The 16,451-nt window shown below is 71.0% G+C and carries 15 protein-coding genes and 2 pseudogenes; 5 read left to right on the top strand and 12 right to left on the bottom strand.

Annotated elements, in window-relative coordinates; translation table 11 throughout:
* Positions 1–168: 168 nt before the first annotated feature.
* Complete coding sequence (locus OG718_RS07885; protein ID WP_328843733.1) at positions 169–1,179, bottom strand: ArsR/SmtB family transcription factor; 1,011 nt, start codon at positions 1,177–1,179, stop codon at positions 169–171.
* A 404-nt stretch (positions 1,180–1,583) separates the two neighbouring features.
* Between OG718_RS07885 and OG718_RS07880 the strand changes: the two genes are divergently transcribed.
* Positions 1,584–3,698 (top strand): AAA family ATPase, encoded by a 2,115-nt coding sequence (locus OG718_RS07880; protein ID WP_328843732.1) that lies wholly within the window; start codon positions 1,584–1,586, stop codon positions 3,696–3,698.
* A 26-nt stretch (positions 3,699–3,724) separates the two neighbouring features.
* The gene (locus tag OG718_RS07875; protein ID WP_328843731.1) at positions 3,725–4,288 is read left to right on the top strand and encodes a helix-turn-helix transcriptional regulator; all 564 of its coding nucleotides are present in this window, start codon (positions 3,725–3,727) and stop codon (positions 4,286–4,288) included.
* Positions 4,289–4,621: 333 nt separating this feature from the next.
* Here the strand turns inward: OG718_RS07875 and OG718_RS07870 are convergent, their stop codons facing one another.
* The 4 genes from OG718_RS07870 to OG718_RS07855 all read right to left on the bottom strand — a co-directional run bounded on the left by OG718_RS07870 (position 4,622) and on the right by OG718_RS07855 (position 8,167).
* Positions 4,622–5,530 carry a GlxA family transcriptional regulator gene (locus tag OG718_RS07870; protein WP_328843730.1) on the bottom strand — a complete coding sequence of 303 codons (909 nt, stop codon included), beginning with the start codon at positions 5,528–5,530 and terminating at the stop codon, positions 4,622–4,624.
* Positions 5,531–5,540: 10 nt separating this feature from the next.
* Positions 5,541–6,140, bottom strand: coding sequence for an isochorismatase family protein (locus OG718_RS07865; protein WP_143641745.1), 600 nt, complete (start codon positions 6,138–6,140; stop codon positions 5,541–5,543).
* Positions 6,141–6,264: 124 nt separating this feature from the next.
* Complete coding sequence (locus tag OG718_RS07860) at positions 6,265–6,501, bottom strand: hypothetical protein (RefSeq protein ID WP_143641746.1); 237 nt, start codon at positions 6,499–6,501, stop codon at positions 6,265–6,267.
* A gap of 334 nt (positions 6,502–6,835) precedes the next feature.
* Positions 6,836–8,167: a cytochrome P450 gene (locus OG718_RS07855; RefSeq protein ID WP_328843729.1), complete on the bottom strand. Its 1,332-nt coding sequence runs from the start codon at positions 8,165–8,167 to the stop codon at positions 6,836–6,838.
* Between the two features lie 186 nt (positions 8,168–8,353).
* Between OG718_RS07855 and OG718_RS07850 the strand changes: the two genes are divergently transcribed.
* On the top strand, positions 8,354–8,821 hold the full coding sequence (locus OG718_RS07850; protein ID WP_328843728.1) for an SRPBCC family protein: 468 nt from the start codon (positions 8,354–8,356) through the stop codon (positions 8,819–8,821).
* A 261-nt stretch (positions 8,822–9,082) separates the two neighbouring features.
* Here OG718_RS07850 and OG718_RS07845 read toward each other — a convergent pair whose 3' ends face one another.
* The 3 genes and pseudogenes from OG718_RS07845 to OG718_RS07835 form a co-directional block, all read right to left on the bottom strand.
* Complete coding sequence (locus OG718_RS07845) at positions 9,083–9,985, bottom strand: TIGR03619 family F420-dependent LLM class oxidoreductase (protein ID WP_328843727.1); 903 nt, start codon at positions 9,983–9,985, stop codon at positions 9,083–9,085.
* A gap of 213 nt (positions 9,986–10,198) precedes the next feature.
* Positions 10,199–11,095: a hypothetical protein gene (locus OG718_RS07840; RefSeq protein WP_328843726.1), complete on the bottom strand. Its 897-nt coding sequence runs from the start codon at positions 11,093–11,095 to the stop codon at positions 10,199–10,201.
* 255 nt (positions 11,096–11,350) lie between these two features.
* Positions 11,351–11,557 (bottom strand): annotated as a pseudogene (locus tag OG718_RS07835) (NAD(P)-dependent oxidoreductase); the annotation flags it as partial.
* Between OG718_RS07835 and OG718_RS07830 the strand changes: the two are divergent.
* Positions 11,547–11,747 (top strand): annotated as a pseudogene (locus OG718_RS07830) (LmrA/YxaF family transcription factor); the annotation flags it as partial. The pseudogenes OG718_RS07835 and OG718_RS07830 sit on opposite strands and share 11 nt — an antisense overlap.
* Positions 11,748–11,824: 77 nt before the next feature.
* Here OG718_RS07830 and OG718_RS07825 read toward each other — a convergent pair.
* The gene (locus OG718_RS07825) at positions 11,825–13,489 is read right to left on the bottom strand and encodes a serine/threonine-protein kinase (protein WP_328843725.1); all 1,665 of its coding nucleotides are present in this window, start codon (positions 13,487–13,489) and stop codon (positions 11,825–11,827) included.
* On the opposite strand from OG718_RS07825, the gene OG718_RS07820 reads away from it, so the two are divergent.
* A complete protein-coding gene (locus tag OG718_RS07820; RefSeq protein WP_328843724.1) occupies positions 13,488–13,895 on the top strand; it encodes a hypothetical protein in 408 nt (135 codons plus the stop codon). The genes OG718_RS07825 and OG718_RS07820 overlap by 2 nt on opposite strands.
* A 27-nt stretch (positions 13,896–13,922) precedes the next feature.
* Here OG718_RS07820 and OG718_RS07815 read toward each other — a convergent pair whose 3' ends face one another.
* The 3 genes from OG718_RS07815 to OG718_RS07805 form a co-directional block, all read right to left on the bottom strand.
* Positions 13,923–14,264, bottom strand: coding sequence for a VOC family protein (locus tag OG718_RS07815; protein ID WP_328843723.1), 342 nt, complete (start codon positions 14,262–14,264; stop codon positions 13,923–13,925).
* 140 nt (positions 14,265–14,404) lie between these two features.
* Positions 14,405–14,740, bottom strand: coding sequence for a YnfA family protein (locus OG718_RS07810; RefSeq protein WP_328843722.1), 336 nt, complete (start codon positions 14,738–14,740; stop codon positions 14,405–14,407).
* 57 nt (positions 14,741–14,797) lie between these two features.
* Complete coding sequence (locus OG718_RS07805; protein WP_328843721.1) at positions 14,798–16,318, bottom strand: serine/threonine-protein kinase; 1,521 nt, start codon at positions 16,316–16,318, stop codon at positions 14,798–14,800.
* Positions 16,319–16,451 lie beyond the last annotated feature (133 nt).

Here is a 16,451-nt window from a genome sequence, read left to right as displayed (position 1 = left end):
ACCCGGTGGCGGCGTGGCCCCGTTCGTGGTGCCAGGCTGTCGTCGGCCGCCGAGTCGTCGCCACACGTTGAAGCCGTGGCTTAAACGGAACCCGCCTCTCAGGCCTCGGACTTCAGGCCGCAGGCGCCAGGGGGCATGCGTGCGGCCTCAGTTGTCAGTTGTCAGGCGTCAGGTGTCCATCGGCGTGTGTGGCGGACTGTCGAGGAGGACGAGCCCGGCGGGCGTGATCGTGTGCAGCACGTACTTGCTGCGGCGCACGCTCAGCAGCAGTCCGGCCTGCCGCAGCACGGCCGTGTGCTGGCTCACCGCCGCCCCGGAAATGCCGATCCTTTCCGCGAGTTCACCGGTCGTACGGCCCGTCACGACGTCCTGCAGGATGGCGGCCCGGGTTCGGCCGAGCAGCGTGCCCAGCCCCGTGTCCCGGTTCGAGTCGCCGGGCAACAGCGCCCAGCCGAGGGTGTGTTGGATCGGATAGACCAGAACCGGCGTGCGGTCGGGGAGTGGTACGGCGAGAGTCACGGGTCGTCGGGAACAGAAGAAGGACGGTTGCAGCAGTAACCCCCGCCCACCGAGCCGAAGTTCGTGGTCGACCGGATAGTCGGCCTCAAGTACCGGCGGATGCCAGCGAAGGACGGGCCGGAGGCTCGCCAGCAGCCCGTCGGTTCCGCCTCCCAGCACAGCCCTGGCGCGCACGGCACGGTCGGCGTCCACCTGCGCGCGGATGTGCGGCCAGAAGGCGGAGAGCGCTCGCCGGTGGTACCCGTGCAGCGCTGCACCCAGCCGGTGCAGGGCCTCAAGGGCGCCCTCGGCGAGGGCACGGGCCTCGGCCGGCAGCGGTCTCGGCCGGGCCGGGGAGGCGGCGAGCCTGGCCAGATCGCCGCGCAGGTCGGCCCGGGGTGTGCCGAGCACGGTGTCGACCGCGCTCTCCAGCCCGAGGGAGCCGCCCAGGTCAGGCGTGAGGAAGTCCGGGAAGTAGCCGCGGGGCGGCAGCAACGCGGCGAGCAGCCCGTCCGCCGGACACAGCCGCGGCCGCACGATGCGCCGCCACTCGCCGAACGCCAGGCCGTTCTCCTCCCTGATCAGCGCCTGGAAACTGTTGACGATCTCCCACAAGGGGTCGGGGGCAGCGGCGACACGCACGCGTGCGATGTCGTCGGCCGTGAAGTGCACCCGCAGCATGGGGATCTCCGACGGTGAGCGGTCATCAGACGAACGACGGTGCCCAACGACAGTGATGGAGCACCATCACCCGGGCAAGAGGGCACATTCGGTCACGCGGGCCTGCTTGTCCGGGGTGACCACACGTCGGTCATCGCCACACACGGCAGAGGGCAGGTCCGACACCGAACTGACATGGCCAATCGGGGGATGTGAGCGTCTCTCCGTGGTGGTTGCGAGGCAAGCCGAGTCGGCGACGTGCGTCCGACTCGGAGAAGTACCGGAGAGCCGGTTGGTCCGCTCCGCCGGGCGTTCCTAGACTCACTTGGCGTCAAGCGGATCGTGCACGTGCTGAGTGGGCGGAGTGCGGCCGGGGGTGCCCGTCGGGGGTGTTCGCGTGCCGTGCCCTGCCAGGGGGAGCCGTGGTGCGGGACTGGGTGGGCCGTTGGCCGTTGGTGGGACGCGGGGCGGAGTTGGATTCCTTCGCCGCGGCGCTGGCGGACCGGGAGTGCCGGGGGTTCGTGGTGGGCGGGTCGGCCGGGGTGGGCAAGTCCCGGCTGGCCGAGGAGTGTCTGGGCCGGGCCTCGGCGGCGGGTTTCCGCGTGGGGCGGGCCACGGCGAGTGCCGCGGCGGGTGCCGTGCCGTTGGGAGCGATCGCGCATCTGCTGCCCGCGGGGGTGGATCTGTCGGACCCGGTGGCCGGGTTCGCCGCGGTCGCCGAGCGACTGGCCGCCGGGCCCGGGCGGCGACGGTGGGTGCTGCTGGTCGATGACATGCATCTGCTGGACTCGGCCTCGGCGGTGCTGCTGCGGCAACTGATGGACACCGGCGTGCTCCTGCTGATCGGCACCGTACGCAGCGGTGAGCCGTACGGGAAGGCCGTCACGGCGCTGCGGGGCGGAGACGCGGTCCACCGCGTCGACCTGACCGTACTGAGCCCTGAGCAGATCGAGGAGTTGCTCCAGGCCGCGCTCGGCGGAGCGGTCGACCGGCGCAGTCTGCACGAGCTGTCGGCTGCCAGCGGCGGCAACGTGCTGTACCTGCGTGAACTGGTCCTGGGAGCCCTGACCGCCGGGGACCTGACCGAGGACGGGGAGATCTGGCACCTGGCCGAGGGCCGGCTGCCGGCCACCGCGCGGCTGACCGAAGTGATCGGCACCAGGCTGGCCACCGCCGATTCCGCCGGACGCCCCGTTCTGGAACTGCTGGCGCTGTGCGAGCCGCTGTCCCTGGCCGATGCCCAAGACCTCGCCCCGCCGGTGGTGATGGCCGCCTTGGAACAGGCCGGACTGATCCGCATCATGCAGGACCGGAGGCGCACCGCCGTGTCCCTGGCCCACCCGCTGTACGGGGAGGTACTGCGGGCCGGGCTCCCGGTCCTGCGCCGCCGGACCCTGCTGCTGGACCAGGCCGCACGCGTCGAGGCCCGCGGTGCCCGCCGCCGCGGCGACCTGCTGCACATCGCCACCTGGCGGCTGGCCGCCACCGGCACCGCCGACCCCACCCTGCTCACCCAGGCCGCCGTACTGTCCCGCCACGCGCACGACTACCCCCAGATCGTCGCTCTCCTGGAGGCCCTGCCCGAGAAGCACCGCACCACGGCCACCGGTTTGATGCTCGGCCATGCCTACTTCGAGTTGGGCCGCTGGGACCAGGCCGAGGCGGCGATCGCCCAGGCCGACGCCGTCGCCATCGGTGAACTGGAAGAACTGGCGGTCGCTCTGGTCCGGACGCTGAACCTGCTGTGGAGCAACGCCCCCCTCAGCGAGGCGCTCGCGGTCAACGACGCGGCCCTGAACCGGATCACCAGCCCGGCGGCCCGCCGAAAGCTCACCATCAATGAGGGCTTCATGCGGATCGTCGCCGGTCAGCCGGCCCAGGGGCTGACACTCCTGGAGGACCTGGAGACCGACGTCGGTGACGCTCCCGACGTCGACGTCTGGCTGCGAGGCGCCTGGATGAAGCCCTTCGCGCTGGCACTGGTGGGCCGCACCGGCGAGGCCGCGACCTGGGCGGAGCGCGCCCACGCCGGCCACCGGAAGGTCGACGAACACGCCCTCGTCTCCCATCCCGCCGTCCAGCGCATCCCGCTCGTCCTCGCTCTCACCGAAGCCGGTCTCCCGGCTGAAGCCCGCCGCGAGGGCGAGCGCACCTACTCCGAACTGGTCGCCGCCGATTCCGTCGTACGGGTCTGGCTGGCGGTCTTCCTCGGCCGTACGGAGTGGCTGGCCGGCAGGCCGGCGACCGCCCGCCGCTGGTGGGCCGAGGCCGCCGCCCTGGCCCGTTCCTTCGACCACACCATGGCCCTGCGCCCGGTGCTCGGCGGCCTCGCCGCCTGTGCGGCCGTACTGGGAGACCTGGACGCGGCCGAAGCGTCGCTGGCCGAGCACCGCACCCTGCCGCCGCTGGCACCGGGCCTGCTGTCGGCAGGGGAGGAACGCCTGGGCGAAGCCTGGCTGTTGGCCGCCCGCGGACACCTGGGCGGGCACGGTCCGTACTCACCGCCGCCGCCCTTGCCGCCCGCTCGACCGGCCACCTGACCGGCGAGGCACTGCTGCTGACCGATGTGGCCCGTCTCGGCGGAGCGAAGGAGGTCACGGACCGGCTGACCGCACTCGCGCAGAGATGCGACGGGGCACTCGCCCCGGCCCGGGCCCAACTGGCGGCCGCGCTGGCAGCCGACGACCCCGACCAGCTCCTCCAGGCCGCCGACGCGTGCCAGGCCGTCGGCGCGGAGTTGCTCGCCGCCGAGGCGGCCACCGCAGCCGCGGCCGCCTGGCGCCGGGCACACCAGACCCGCCGCGCCTCAGCCGCCGCCCACCGGGCCGCGGCGGCCCCGGCCCGCTGCGAAGGCGCCCGCACACCACTGCTGACCACCGCCCAGTCCACCGCTCCGCTCACCGACCGCGAACGCGAGATAGCCCTGCTCGCCGCCCTCGGCAACGCCAGCAAGGACATCGCCCAGGCGCTGGTCCTGTCGGTGCGCACGGTCGACAACCACCTCCACCGCGCCTACGCCAAACTCGGCGTCACCACCCGGCGCGAACTGGCCCAGACACTGAGGACACCATCACCCGTCCCACGTCCGGATCACCAGCACGGCCGGTCGGAGACCACGACTGGCGGTTGAGTACCGACCGCTCACGCCTTCCCGCCGAGGCACGGGCACTCTCAGTCGGAGTGGGGGTCTCCCAGACACGTTCTGGGCGGTCGGAGGGCGGCGGCAGCGGACGTCGCTCGTCCAGGGCGGCGAGCACCGCCGCGATCCAGTCGAGGTCGGTGAGGCCGACCGTCGAGATTGTGCGCCGGGTAGCCAACAGGGCGTCCGTGCAGTGGAGTTCGGGGCCCGCGGCATCGGTCACGTGCACGAGAGCGGCATGGAAGCGCAGCAGGCCCGCGGACGTCGCCGCCGACGCTGCGCAGCGACTGGGCAACTGGCCGCCTCACTCCCGTCTGTTCGTGGTCAGGCGGCGCGGGCGCGGAGGCGGCGCAGCATGCGTGGGTCCTCGAAGCCGACCGAGCGGGCGGCGGCGTCGGTTGTCGCGCCGTGGCTGATCAGGTGTTGGGCGCGTTCGAGACGCAGGGCCTGCTGGTAGCGCAGTGGGGTGAGCCCCGTGGCGCGGCTGAAGAGGCGGGTGAGGGTCCGTTCGCTCACGCCGACGGCCGAGGCCAGGGCGGGGAGGGGGAGAGGTTGGTCGAAGCGGGCGTCGATGAGGTCCTGGGCCCGGTGCACCGTGTCGTCGAGGTGGGACCGGTGCCGGAGCATCGCGCTGGACTGCGGCTCATGGCCGTTGCGGCGGGCGTAGACGACCATGTCGCGGGCCACCTGGGCTGCGACGGCCGGACCGTGCCGGGCGGCGACCAGATACAGGGCCAGGTCGATACCGCTGGCGATGCCGGCCGAGGTGATCACCCGGTCGTCGGCGGTGAACAGGACGTCGCGGACGACCAACGCCCCGGGGTGGCGCACGGCCAGTTCGTCCTGCACGTCGTGGTGGGTGGTGCAGCGGCGACCGTCCAGCAGACCGGCCCGGCCGAGCGCCTCGGCTCCGGCGCACACGCTGGCCACCGTCCCACCTCTGGCATGGTGGTTCCGCAGGACCCGCAGGGAGGCGGCACCGATGGCGGGACTGCCGGCCAGGGTTGCCGCCCGCCAGCCGGGCACCACGATCAGGTCCTCGGGGCCGAGCTCGGGCCAGTCGAGCCCTGCCACCAGCGGCAGCCCCTGCGCGGTGGAGACCTGCGTCCGCTCGGCGACGTAGGAGAGCGTGTAAGGGTGCCCGAAGTCGGTGGCCGTCGAGAAGACCTGCGCGGGTCCTGCCAGATCCAGCAGGTGGACTCCGGGCACCAGGAAGAAGACGATGTGGCTCACGATTCGGTCATCATGCCCTACGTCCTGCCGCCGCCTCCAGCTGGTCGACGGTCGCGATGGTGGCGAAGCGTCCGGCGAGGGCGTACTCGGTGCGCCTGATGACCTCTTCTGCAGGGAGGGTGAGCGGGTCGGCCAGCAGCTCGGCGACGCTCTGGTCGGCGGGCGCGTCGCGGTGGGGGATGGGATTGGTCGCGGTCGCGTCGGTGACGAAGGTGACCTGGTAGCCGAGGTCGCTTGCGACGCGGGTGGTGGTCTCCACGCACTGCTCGGTGCGGATGCCGCAGACGGTGAGTTCGCGGACACCGCGCTCGGTGAGCAGTTGCTGCAGGTTGGTGGTGGTGAAGGCGTTGTGCGAGGTCTTGTGGATCAGCGGTTCCCCGTCCGCCCGCTCCAGTTCCTCCATGAGCCGGACGTGGCCGAGGGCAGGGTCGAAGACATCCCCGCTGCCGGGCTCGGAATGCAGCACCCACACGACCAGGTCCCCGGCCTGACGGGAGAGTCGGACCAGGCGGTTCACCTGGTCGGCGATCTTCAGATCAGAGGTGGTCTCCCACAGCGGGCGGGCCCGGAAGGACTCCTGGACATCAATGACGATCAGCGCTCGGGTCATGTCCCCAAGCCTGGCCCGCGCGGGAGGGTCAGGACCAGGCCCCATCGGGTCCGGGTGCGGACCGATCCGGTCATCGTGGGAGGGCTGGGAGGTCATTGATGTCGTCCCCTGTCCCTACGAGTCCCTACGAGTGGGAGTCACGATCCCGCAGGGCACTGATGCCGCCGACATCGTTGAAATGCTGATGGGCATGAGCCTGGCGGCGCGCATCGCGCACGCCTCTCGTGGCCGCCGCTTCAATTCGCTGCGCTTCCGAACCGGAATCCGGTCGGCGCCGCCGACGCCGCACCAGCACGGTCACGGCGGCCGCCACGATGGACGCGACCGCTGTCGCAGCCAGGACCAGGTAGACCATCTTCACCCCGTGCTCGCCTCGGACCGTTCACCACGATCGCGCCCCGGCACAGATCCCCCAGGGCTCCTCACGCCACCGTACTCAGCGGGCGACGGCAGACGAACAGGCGCTTCCGGCACCGATGACGGGCGGAACTCTGCCGCCCTCCGGCAACTTCATGGTCCCGCTCGGCATTCTGACAGTGGTCCTGGTGACGTAGGGGATCGGCGGCGCCGGTGAAGCATCCCGGAGGGACACTGCCTTCACAACCGCCAGGACGTCGACAGTGCCCAACAGCGCCACGAAACCCATGGTCCTGCACGGGCCCATCAGGCTGCGGGCCGTTCCCGGCATGACCTGTTCAGATAGTTGGCCGTACCAAGGTCGCTGGGGTGGGGCCGTCCGGCCGGACGGTGAAGCCGTGTACCGCCTTTGTGGGAGTGGAGGAGAAGGCCGGGGTGTGGGCCGGTAGCAGGTGTTCGAGCAGGACGGTTGATTCGCGGAGTGCGAACTGCAGCCCGAGGCAGGCGCGGGGGCCGATGCCGAAGGGGAAGTAGGCGCCCGGGTGGGTGGGGCGGGCGCCCGGCGTGATGAAGCGCTGGGGGTCGAAGTGCTGCGGGTCCGGCCAGAGTTCGGGATCGCGGTGCGTGAGGTACGGGCAGACTAGGAGGTCGGTGCCCGCCTCGACGGCGTACCCGGCGAGGGTGTCGTCCTCGGTGGCGTGGCGGGGCAGGATCCAGGCGGACGGGTAGAGCCGGAGCGTCTCGTGGATCAGGGCCTGGACGGCCTGGCGGCGTTCCGGGGATCCTTCGCCACCGGCGGCCAGGGCATGTTCGCGGGCGGTGGGGTACCGGTCGAGAAGCAGGTAGAGCCAGGTCAGGGTGGTGGTGGTGGTCTCGTGCCCGGCCGCGAGCAGCGTGACCAGTTCGTCGCGGATCAGCCGGTCGGTGTACTCGGGGTGCTCGGCGGCGGCGTCGAGCAGGACATGCAGCAGGCCCGGTCCGTCGGGGCCGGCCGCTCCGCCGCGGGCGGCCTCGATGGCGTGCCGCGCGACCGCATCGATCCGGGCGAGATCGGCGGCGACGGCGTCCTGGGCGTCGCCGATATCGGCGGGCAGAGTCGGAAGGGCGGCCCCCACGGCTTCCACAGCGGCCAGTTCGCGCTCGGTCCCGTCATCGAGGGGGTACCCGGTGAGGGAGCGCCAGATGGAGTCCAGGGCGAAGCGGCGCATCTCCTGCCCGACATCGAAGGGCTGTCCGGTACGCGCGTATCCGTCCCAGCGTTCGGCGGTCGTCCGGGCGGCCCCGGTGATCCGCTGTTCGTAGCGGCGCATCCCGGTACCAGTGAACTGGGACTGCAGCAAGCGGCGTTGCTGCTTCCACGCCGCGCCGGTGGCGGCCAGGACACCGTCGCCGATCAGCACACGGGCGCGGTGGGAGCGCTTGACGTACTGCTCCGGGTGCCGGGCCAGGACGTGCTGGACCGCTTGCGGGTCGGTGACGAGAACGGTGAGGGCCGGCCCGAGGCGGAACGCGGCGACGCCGCCGAACCGCTCGCGCACCTGGGACAGCAGCTCGACCAGTTCACCTTCGCCCGAATGCCACCGCTTCACGAGTGCGGGCTCGGCTTCGGGGACCGGCCGCCCCGTTCCGGGGACGTTCGAAGGGGAGCCGCGACCGGCTTCAGTGTCCATGTCTTCTCTCCTGGTCAACCGCCGTGCTCGGCCGTAACGGAGCGCTGGTACCAAGGCGGACTGTACGGGGGCGGGCATGTCGGGTGACAGTCCACCGTGGTGGGGCCTCCGCCGCGGCCGCCGGGGCATACCTGGAAACCGTCACCCTGCGCCGCCAAGGAGCCGCCGTCGCCCTAAACTCGGGCCATGGACAGGACTGACCGCTCCAGCCGGGTGATCGCCGTACCACCGGCGACTGTCTACGGTGCCCTCCTCGACCCGGAGTCCCTGGAAGCGTGGTTGCCGCCGGACGGCATGCGCGGGCGGGTCGAGCGGTGGGACCCCCGGCCCGGTGGAGGGTTCCGGATGGTCCTCACCTACCTCGACCCCACCGACAGCCCCGGCAAGACTTCGGACGCGACGGATGTCGTCGACGTCGGGTTCGCCGAACTGGTGCCACCGGAGCGCGTGGTGCAGCGGGCGGTGTTCGAGGCCGACGACCCGTCGTTCGCGGGCACCATGACGATGACCTGGCACCTCGCTGCCGCCGGTGACGGAACCGAGGTGACCGTCACCGCCACGGATGTGCCACCCGGCATCGACCAGGCGGACCACGAGACCGGGATCGCCTCATCGCTGGCCAACCTGGCGTCGTACCTCGAAGGGACCGACTGACTCAGGTCGGCTGCCCCCGTGCCCGGCCGTGTCGAGAGCAGGCGATCGACCCGCTTCCGGCCTGGCCTCGGCCCACCGTGGACTATTCGGACGGACGCGGGTTGTCCTGGAGGTCACCCGCGACCGTTTGAACAGTCCACTTCGAAAGGCTGCGGCCGGCACTGTCGGGCCGCGAAGGGCCTCGGTCGGAAGATGCCCCGTAGAGCCGATCGATCCCCTGAACGATCCCCTGGCTGGGACAGGAGGATCGGGGCAGCGCGGTCAGCCCTTCCCGACCAGGGCGATCAGTTCGGAGGCCTGGGCCAGGGCCTCGTCGACGCTGTGGACGGCGTACATGGAGTCGACCATGAAGTGGTCAATGCCGGTGCGCTCGTGGAGAGTCCTGATGGTGTCGGCGACCTTCCGGGTCGTGGTCCCCGCATCGATGTTGACCCGCAGGACGGCATCGATCGCGGACGGGTCCCGGCCGGCCTCCCGGGCCAGTTGGTCGATGGCCGCCCGCTGGGACACCAGCCCGTCGATGTCCACGTAACTGGGCACCACGACCAGCGGCAGCCAGCCGTCACCGCGCTCTGCGACCCGCCGCAGGGCGCGCTCGGACATCGCGCCGAGGTAGAACGGCGGACGGGGACGCCGGGTGGGCTTGAGGGGGGAGTGGTGCAGGGGCACCGAAATCAGCTCACCGCTGTACTGGGCCGGGTCGGTGGTCCAGATGGCGTCTAGGGCGTCGAGCAGTTCGTTCATCCGGGCGCCGCGCCGGGTGAAGTCCGAGCCCGCCGCCTCGTACTCCTCGGGCGACCAGCCGATTCCGAAACCGGGCAGCAGACGGCCGTCGCTGATCACGTCGATGCTGGTGAGCGACCTGGCCAGCTGGACGGGTGGATACAGCGGGGCGATGAGTACGTGCGTTCCGAGCAGTACGCGTTCGGTGGCGCTCGCGGCGATCGCAAGGAGTACGAACGGGTCGGCGGCCGTGTTGAGTTCGGCCGGAATGGTGTCGCCCTGCCCGCCGTAGCCGACCTTGGGACTGACGGCGGCCAGATTGCGGTCGCCGACCCAGAGACTCGCGGCCCCCGCGTTCTCCGCCTCGCGGGCGAACTCTGCGGTCCGGGCTATGCCTAAGGCCTGCTTGTGGAACTGCGGGAGCGCAAAGCCGATCTTCATGGCTGATCCTTGCTGAATAGTCGTGGCAACCATCGACCGTCCCCTCGGGCGACCGGCCGACGCCCGTTCCCTGGAAGGGAGTTGGCAGGGCGGGACGGTCGTCCACGGCCGTCATCCGGACCGAGAGTACAGAAGTTGATTGCGCAACTACTTCGTTCGGGTGCTGTCGGCGTGTCGCGCCCCGTTGTCGAGCAGCGGAGAGGCCGGCCCGCGTCAGTCGCCTCCCACGAAGCCACCGCCGTGGTCCACATCCACGTCCGCCGTGTCGTCGATGAGTTCGGCGGGATCGCCACGTCCCGTGCGCTCGGTGGGCCCGTCCGGGGTCCGGCGGACGTTCGCCCCGGCAGCGGACGCCTGCGAGGTGGGTGGGGGGAAAGCTCCCCTGGAGACCATGTAGGCGCTCTCCGGGCTCTCGCCGGCCAGCGCCCGTGCGAGCGCGGCGCGGCAGCGGCGGGTGAACAGCGGCCAGGGGCGGGACGCTTCGGGCGGCCAGGCAGCCGCCAGGAGGGACAGAACGGCCCAGAGCGCCATCCACAGAAGCGTCCACCATCCGGGGTCCTGGTCGGACAGGCCCGGGAACCCGTTGCCCATGAGCATCGCGTTCATGGACATCGCGAACGAGACCACGAAGGCGGCGAGCAGCGCGGGGACGCGGTAGGCGCCGAAGCATCGTCGCAGGGGGGCCCGGCGTGATTCCAGGGCCGTGCGGAACGGGGTGAAGCGCGGCTCGGTGAGGAGTTCGTGGACGGTGACGCCCTCGTCCCGGCCCAGGCAGGCCGCGAGGGCGGCGAGGGCCGGATCCTCCGGAGTGCTGTGCTGCCCCGGGGCCAGGGTGATCCGACCGCTCCCGTCGGCCTGGGCGTGGCCGGCCAGGACGAGCAGTCGTACGGCCACCTCGGCGGCGTATCCCTCCCGCTGGGCCGACGCGCCCTTCCACGAGGCGCCGAGCCACCACCCCGCCTGAATCGGGTCCACGTCCGATCTCCGTGAGCTCCGCACGAACTGCCGCTCCGCGCGCGTACGCCTCCACCACGCCACGCCCAGGCCCGCGTTGAACGCGGCGAATCCCAGCAGCCACCCGGCCGTGATCCATCCCATCTCGCCGCTCATGACACGGACCCCGCTCCCTCACTTGTGTGACCTGACATCAGGAAGCGCCCCCGCTGTCCAGCCACGTCTCCTCCGGACGACCACCAACAGGACGGGAGATCGGCGCACGTGTCGGAGTTTCCCAACAAGAGGCGAATCCATGTATGAGCAACCTCCTTGTCGGCGCGGGCAGTTGCGCGGCTCACCGGTCCGCGGGCGCGCTCCTGGCAGCAGCGGTGGCCGCGGCGCTCAATGGTTCAGGTCGTGCTCGCTCCTTCAGCCGGGCGGACACGGGACGCCACCGGTCCGAGCCTCCAGCGCGTGCAGTAAGGCCACCATGTCCTCGCCGCCGTGGCCCTGGTCGACGGCTTCGCCGAAGAGGGTGTGGCAGATGTCGAGGAGCGGGGAGGCCAGGCCGGCCTTGCGGGCGGCCTCGGCGATCAGACGGTTGTTCTCCAGTACGTTCGTGGCGGCCGCCTGGACGGGTCCCGTGGCCCGGGCCCTGACGGACATGGGCGTGCCCGACGAACGGTCCGAAGCACTCGCGACGCTCATGATCAGCACCCTGGAGGGCGCGATCCTCATGGCCAGGGCCGAGCGAGACGTCCGCCCCCTGACGGCCGTCACCCGCGTGGGCCCCCTCCTCGACGCGGTGGCGAGCAGGACCGACTGACCGGCCGCTCTGATGCCGGCTTCGGAAGCGGACGCGTCAGAGGCGACTGCTCCACCGGATGCACAGGGTGGGGTCGTTCATCGCGCGGCCGGGCGGAAGGATGTCAAGAAGGTGTTGAGGGCCTGCTGGTTTTCGGGAGTGTTCCAGTCGTCGGCCGGGGTCGTCCACCTGATGGAGTAGCCGAGGTTGGTGTCGACGAGGAGGGCGCGGGCTAGCGTGCGCGTGCGGTCGGGGTCGCCGTCGGCGAACCACTCCAGGTCGGCTGCTCGCCCACCGGACCCGGTCACGCCCTGGATGTCGCCGATGCGGTCGAAGCCGGGGTTGAGGCGCCGCAATTGGGGCTCGGCGTTGCGCCAGACGGTGACGGGGTCGGATGAGGGGACCCTGCCGAAGGTGACCCTCAGCGCGCGTGGGTCGCCCGAGGCACCGAACGTGACACTGAAGGCGTTGTCCGGCCGCCCGGTGTCGTTGACGCGCCGCCAGTCAGCGGGGAGTTGGACCGAGAATCCTTCCGGCGCGTTGTAGCGCTTGGTGGCGGGCGGCGCCTTCTCCTCCGAGGAGACGGTGGGGGAGGGGGAGGGTGTGGCGGGCGCGACCGGGTCCGATGCGCCGGCCGAGGCGCTGCCGGTCGGGTCCGCGGAGGGCCGAGCAGGGGCGGAAGCCGCGGGAGGCGGCGCGGCGGCGGAACCGGATGCGGTGGGTACCGGGCCGGAGGCGTCGGGTGCGTCCGAGGCCGGTCTGCTGTTCACGGCGAGCACGACCGGGATGGCCACGACGGCCAGCGCGGAACCGACAATGGCGAGGACGATGGGCCGCTTCCTGCGCCAGGCACGTTCCTCCCCCGGCGCGCTCCCGTACGCTCCGCGCAGCCTGAACATGTGCGACTGTTCGGCCGAGTCCTCGCTGACCATGCGGCTCAGCGCCCTGCGCAGTACCGGTTCGGTGAGCCGTTCGTTCGGGTTCTCGCGGAGCAGCCCGTGAATGGTCTGGCGCAGCCGGCCGGTGTGGACGTCGTCCCCCGGGGATCTTTCCCCTCCTGCCTGGGTTCCCTCTCCCGCGTACACCTGCGCGAAAGTCGAACTGCCCTCTCCGTTCCCCGAGTTCGGAGCGGGCGGCCGGCCATCGATCATGGTGTGCAGTAGCGCTCCCAGGGCCCACAGATCCGTCGACGGATCGATCGCCTCACCGCGGATCTGTTCCGGAGAAGCGTACGAGGGTGCGGTCGCCCTCAAGGACCGGGTCGCTCCGGTCAGTCCGAACCCCGTGACCACGACCCCGCCGTCCGCCTTGACGAAGACCTGGTCGGGACCGAGGTCGCCGTGTGTGACGCCCAGGCGGTGCGCGGCCGCGAGTACATCGAGTATCTGCAGGCCGATGCGGACCGCCCGGGGCTGGTTGAACGGCCCACGCCGGTTGAGGAGTTCGCTCAGGGACCGGCCTTCGATCGGTTCCATGACGGTCCACAGGCGGCCGTCCTGCTCGGTGACGTCGAGGACGGTGGCCACCCGGCCGGGGGCGGCGGCCTCCAGGTCCGCGGTCTCCCGCAGCACCCGGGCCGTGGTCTGCCGGGACGTCTCCTCGCGGAGAACCGCGGGCAGCCGTGCTTCCGCAAGGAACACCAATCGGCCGGACGCCATGTCCTGGCCGTGCCAGCCGACCCGGAATTCCTCTCGGTGCACGATCTGGAGCGGTCGATACCTCCCGGCGATCAACTCGTTTGTGGAGGCCTGCGCTTCTGCCATGCTGATCCTTCACTGCGCCCGTGGGTTGCACCTTGGCCATGAGTACGCGGGCAATGCCGGTGAGTGTTCAATCAGGTGTGACCGCGCTTTCCGGCGGTGCGACGCGTCAACGATCCGAGGCCGGGCCGTCTTCGGCCAACTGGCCTCAGGCGAAAAGGATTTGGCGCAGAACGAGGCTCAGGTGAACGCGCGGTTCGTCCGCGGACATCTCGGCGAACCTGCCGACCTCGACGAAGTAGCGGGTGAACGTCACGCCGATCAGCTGTGCGGCGAGCATCCCGACGAACGGGTCGCCGGACGTCTTGTCACCATGGCCGAGATCGCCGATACCACCGACTTCCTCCTACGGAACGCGGGCATGAGCGCTCACGCTCTGAACGTCGACGGCGGCATGCTGATCACCTGACAGAAGGCGGATCATCGCATGGCGGCGTCAGTGTGCGGCGCCGCCGAAACCGAACTCGTTGCCGTCCGGATCGTGGTAGGTGATCTTGCGCATGCCCTCCGCGTAGGTCTCGCGGGTCGTGGGCTCCAGACCCCGGTCGGAGATCTGCGCGACACGGGTGTCGAGGTCGTCGACGAGGATGGTGTGCACGGCGTTACCGGCCTGACCGGGCCGCTGCACGATGTACACATATCGGTGTTCCGCGAGTTCCCACACGGCTTCCGTGTCGTGCGGGAAAAACGTCGCCGGGGTGCCGAGGAGTCGCTCGTACCAGGCCAGCGCCGCCGCGTAGTCGTTGACGGGGATGCCTGCGAAGAGGTCGAGGGGCATGCCGCCATCGTAGGTCCGGCGCCCGAGAACCAAGAGCTGGAAATCGGCGCGCTCCTGGCTGCCACGCGGTCCCGGGCCGGCTTCACCTGCTGCCCGGGCGCGACACCGCGGCGTGGAAGCGCCGGGGTGGTGGCCCGCGCTCAGTGGCTGCGGGGCGCGTACATGATGATGGCCATCCCGGCGAGGCACACCAGTGCGCCGATGACGTCGTACCGGTCGGGCCGGTAGCCGTCGGCGACCATGCCCCAGGCGATCGACCCGGCGACGAAGATCCCGCCGTACGCGGCGAGGATGCGTCCGAAGTTGTCGTCGGACTGGAAGGTGGCCACCACGCCGTAGAGACCGAGGGCGATGACTCCGGCGCCGATCCAGATCCAGCCCCTGTGTTCGCGGATTCCCTGCCAGACCAGCCAGGCGCCACCGATCTCGAACAGGGCGGCGACGACGAACAGGGCAACGGAACGCGCAACACTCATGATCGGTGAGCCTACCGGCGACCCGTGCCGGTGATCGGGAAACGGGTCGGCGGCCCGTCAAGGTTGGTGCGTGACGCTGACCTGTACGGTCACGGTTCCCCTGTTGTCGTGGACGCATCTGTCGGCGGCGTCGTTGATGGCCAGTTGGAGGGTGCCGTTGCCGGCTGCCTTGAACGTCAGGTTCCGCCCGACGGAGTGGATGGGGTGGTCCTTCTCACCGGCGAGGCGTGCCAGCAGTGTGCCGAACGGTGCCGCGGGCTTGATCTTGCAGTCCTTCGCGCCGTCCAGCGACTGGTCGATGGCCGCGTTGTAACCGGCCGGCCCGGTCATGGGGATGTTCACGTGGTCGACGGTCCATTGGCCCGAGACGAAGCGCACGGTGATCCGGTCTCCTTGCCGGACGGACACCCCTTTCACCTGCTGCCAGCCGGTCGTGGACTTCACGGCCTGACGGGTGGTCGTCGTGATCGGGTCCTTCTTGAGCGGCAGTACCCCGGTGACGAACAGACCACCGCCGACGCCCGCCGCCAGCACAGCCGTACCGGCCAGGGCCCACCACAGCCGCTTCGCGCCCTTGGGCCGGGACGGGGGGTGGGGCGCGGGCCTCAGCGACGTGGTGTGCAGTGCCGTCTGCCCGGTCTGCCCGGCCGGGACCAGGTGCTGCCGGCCACTGGTCATGGTGTCCGCGTCGGCCAACCCGGGCGCAGGCCAGGACACATGCCCGGTCGGTGAGGGCAGTGGTCCGGAGTCCATTTCCCCCGCCGCGACACGCCACAGTGCGGAACGTGCACTGGCCGCGGTGGGGCGTTCTTCGGGGGACTTGCGCAGGAGTGCCTCGATGACCGGGCGCAGCGGGCCGAGCCGCTCGCTCAGGGCGGGTTCCTGGTAGGCCACCGCGTGCAGTGTGGCGGGGCGTGCCGGTCTGCGGAACGGGGACTGCCCGCCGCACACCGTGGCCAGGGTCGCGCCCAGGGACCACAGGTCGGAGGCCGGGCCGACCTCCGCCCCCATCACCCGCTCGGGCGCCATGAACTCCAGCGAGCCGATCAGTTCGCCGGTGGTCGTCAGGAACTCGCCGTCGTCCAGGGCCGCGATGCCGAAGTCCGTGAGGACGGCGTTGCCGTCGCGGCGCAGCAGGACGTTGGCGGGCTTGACGTCACGGTGCAGGGTGCCGGCCGCGTGCACGGCCTCCAGCGCGTCGAGCAGTTGCAGCCCGAGGGAGGCGGCGTGCTGCGGGGTGAGCGGTCCGCTCTCGACGATGTGCTGGGCCAGTGAGGGCCCTTGGACGAGTTCCATGACGATCCACAGCCGGTCCTCGGACTCGACCAGGTCATGGACTCCCACCACATGCGGGTGCGGAACCCGCGCGACCGCGCGCGCCTCACGGATCGTACGGCGCAGCCGTGTGCGGTGTTCCTCGTCGTCGTGGGCGAGGATGTGCAGTTCCTTGACGGCGACCGGGCGGTCCAGTAACTGGTCGTGTGCCCGCCAGACCGTGCCCATACCGCCCCTGCCGAGGATGTCGTGCAGCAGGTACCGTCCGGCGATCAGCCGCCCCGAGCCGCGTTCCGAACGCATCCCCGCCTGCTGATCGCCATCTCCGGATATCACGCGCTCTCTCACGTTTCCTTCCCGGCGGCCTGGACACCCACCGGTCGTCGTTTGTTCGAACCGGGCCGAGCGTAGCGGTCGGAGGCCGGTCCGGTGCGTG

It is taken from the genome of Streptomyces sp. NBC_00258 (genome assembly GCF_036182465.1).
In the GTDB taxonomy this organism is placed as follows: Bacteria; Actinomycetota; Actinomycetes; order Streptomycetales; family Streptomycetaceae; genus Streptomyces.
This window is presented reverse-complemented; position numbering and strand designations above follow the sequence as displayed.

Bases quoted from the DNA above. Each gene is read 5' to 3' on its own strand.
- OG718_RS07885 (WP_328843733.1), bottom strand. From the start codon at position 1,179: ATGCTGCGGGTGCACTTCACGGCCGACGACATCGCACGCGTGCGTGTC.
- OG718_RS07865 (WP_143641745.1), bottom strand. From the start codon at position 6,140: ATGACCCGAGCGCTGATCGTCATTGATGTCCAGGAGTCCTTCCGGGCC.
- OG718_RS07855 (WP_328843729.1), bottom strand. From the start codon at position 8,167: ATGGACACTGAAGCCGGTCGCGGCTCCCCTTCGAACGTCCCCGGAACG.
- OG718_RS07850 (WP_328843728.1), top strand. From the start codon at position 8,354: ATGGACAGGACTGACCGCTCCAGCCGGGTGATCGCCGTACCACCGGCG.
- OG718_RS07845 (WP_328843727.1), bottom strand. From the start codon at position 9,985: ATGAAGATCGGCTTTGCGCTCCCGCAGTTCCACAAGCAGGCCTTAGGC.
- OG718_RS07840 (WP_328843726.1), bottom strand. From the start codon at position 11,095: ATGAGCGGCGAGATGGGATGGATCACGGCCGGGTGGCTGCTGGGATTC.
- OG718_RS07820 (WP_328843724.1), top strand. From the start codon at position 13,488: ATGCTGATCCTTCACTGCGCCCGTGGGTTGCACCTTGGCCATGAGTAC.
- OG718_RS07825 (WP_328843725.1), bottom strand. From the start codon at position 13,489: ATGGCAGAAGCGCAGGCCTCCACAAACGAGTTGATCGCCGGGAGGTAT.
- OG718_RS07815 (WP_328843723.1), bottom strand. From the start codon at position 14,264: ATGCCCCTCGACCTCTTCGCAGGCATCCCCGTCAACGACTACGCGGCG.
- OG718_RS07810 (WP_328843722.1), bottom strand. From the start codon at position 14,740: ATGAGTGTTGCGCGTTCCGTTGCCCTGTTCGTCGTCGCCGCCCTGTTC.
- OG718_RS07805 (WP_328843721.1), bottom strand. From the start codon at position 16,318: ATGCGTTCGGAACGCGGCTCGGGGCGGCTGATCGCCGGACGGTACCTG.